The following is a 2018-nucleotide window of genomic DNA, read 5'->3' as shown; positions in this document are numbered from 1 at the left end:
GGCGCCGCTGCATGCCGGCGCCAGCCTGTGCGTGGAGCCCGGCTGGCAGCTGATCGAGCAGGCCGATCTGGTCCTGGCGGTGGGCAGCGAGCTGGCCGACACCGACTTCTGGCGCGAGCGTCTGCCGCTGTCCGGCGAGCTGATCCGACTCGATATCGACCCGCGCAAGTTCAACGACTTCTACCCCTGCAGCGTGGCCCTGCGTGGCGATGCCCGGCTTAGCCTGCAAGCCCTGCTGGAGCGGCTGCCGGAAACCGCGCGCGACCCGGCAGCGGCGATGGACGCGGTGGCCAGCCTCAAGGCGGCGATCCAGGGTAGCCAGGGACCCTTGCAGCGTATCCACCAGGGGATTCTCGAACGCATCGCCAAGGCGCTGCCGGCCGATGCCTTTATCAGCACCGATATGACCCAGCTGGCCTACAGCGGCAACTACCTGTTCCCCAGCCGCGCCCCGCGCAGCTGGCTGCACCCCACCGGCTACGGCACCCTGGGTTACGGCCTGCCCGCCGGCATTGGCGCCAAGCTCGGCGCGCCACAGCGTCCGGGGCTGGTGCTGGTGGGTGACGGCGGCTTTCTCTACACCGCCCAGGAGCTGGCCACCGCCGTGGAGGAGCTGGACAGCCCGCTGGTGGTGCTGCTGTGGAACAACGATGCCCTGGGGCAGATCCGCGACGACATGCTCGGCCTGGATATCGAGCCCATCGGCGTGCTGCCGCGCAACCCGGACTTCGCCGGCCTGGGCCGCGCCTTTGGCTGCGCGGTGCGCCAGCCGCAGAGCCTGGACGAACTGCAGGAAGGCCTGGTGGCCGGCTTCGCCCACCCCGGCGTGACCCTGATCGAACTCAAGCACGCCTGCGCCCAGTAAGGCGGGGAAGGAGATTGCCATGCGCTATTCGCAACTGACCCAACGTATCGCCGGTGACGGCGCCGCCGCCTGGACCATCCACTACCGCGCCCTGGAGCGCCAGGCGCGCGGCGAAGACATCATCCTGCTGTCGGTGGGCGACCCGGATTTCGATACCCCGCCGCCCATCGTCCAGGCCGCCATCGACAGCCTACTGGCCGGCCACACCCACTACGCCGAGGTGCGCGGCAAGCGCGAACTGCGCCAGCGTATCGCCGCCCGCCATGGCGCCCGCAGCGGCCAGACGGTGGACGCCGAGCAGGTGGTGGTGCTGCCCGGCGCCCAGTGCGGCCTGTTCAGCGTGGCCCAGTGCCTGCTCGATGCCGGCGACGAGGTGATAGTGCCGGAGCCGATGTACGTCACCTACGAGGCGGTGTTCGGCGCCTGCGGGGCCAAGGTGGTGCCGGTGCCGCTACGCGCCGAGTACGGCTTTCGCCTGCAGGCCGCCGATGTCGCCGCCGCCATCACCCCGCGCACCCGCGCCCTGGCGCTGAACAGCCCGCACAACCCCTCCGGCGCCAGCCTGCCGCGGGCCACCTGGGAGGCCATCGCCGGCCTGTGCATCGACCACGACCTGTGGCTGATCTCCGATGAGGTGTACAGCGAGCTGCTGTTCGAGGGCGAGCACATCAGCCCGGCCAGCCTGCCGGGCATGGCCGAGCGCACCGCGACGCTCAACAGCCTGTCCAAGTCCCACGCCATGAGCGGCTGGCGCCTGGGCTGGGTGGTGGCGCCGCGGCAGCTGGCCGAACATCTGGAGAACCTCGCCCTGTGCATGCTCTACGGCCTGCCGGACTTTATCCAGGACGCCGCCTGCATGGCCCTGGCGGCCGAGCTGCCGGAGCTTGACGCGATGCGCGAGGCCTATCGCCAGCGCCGCGACCTGGTCTGCGCGACGCTGCAAGATTGCTCCGGCCTGCGCGCCCTGAAGCCGGACGGCGGCATGTTCGTGATGGTCGATATCCGCGCCACCGGCCTGTCCGCCCAGGCTTTCGCCGAACGCCTGCTGGATCGCCACGGCGTCTCGGTGCTGGCCGGCGAGGCCTTCGGCCCCAGCGCCGCCGGGCATATCCGCGTCGGCCTGGTGCTCGGCAGCGCGCCGCTGGCCGAGGCC

The 2018-nt window shown here is 71.0% G+C and carries 2 protein-coding genes; both read left to right on the top strand.

Going from position 1 to position 2018, the window contains the following annotated elements; translation table 11 throughout:
- A partial coding sequence (locus tag N878_RS18910; RefSeq protein ID WP_021445144.1) for a thiamine pyrophosphate-dependent enzyme occupies positions 1 to 865 on the top strand: 865 nt, incomplete at its 5' end.
- Positions 866 to 884: 19 nt separating this feature from the next.
- A partial coding sequence (locus N878_RS18905; RefSeq protein WP_021445143.1) for a pyridoxal phosphate-dependent aminotransferase occupies positions 885 to 2018 on the top strand: 1134 nt, incomplete at its 3' end.

Origin of the sequence: Pseudomonas sp. EGD-AK9, assembly GCF_000465935.2 — a bacterium.
In the GTDB taxonomy this organism is placed as follows: domain Bacteria; phylum Pseudomonadota; class Gammaproteobacteria; order Pseudomonadales; family Pseudomonadaceae; genus Aquipseudomonas.
Note: the sequence above shows the minus strand (reverse complement) of the source record. Positions and strands in the feature narration are given on the sequence as shown.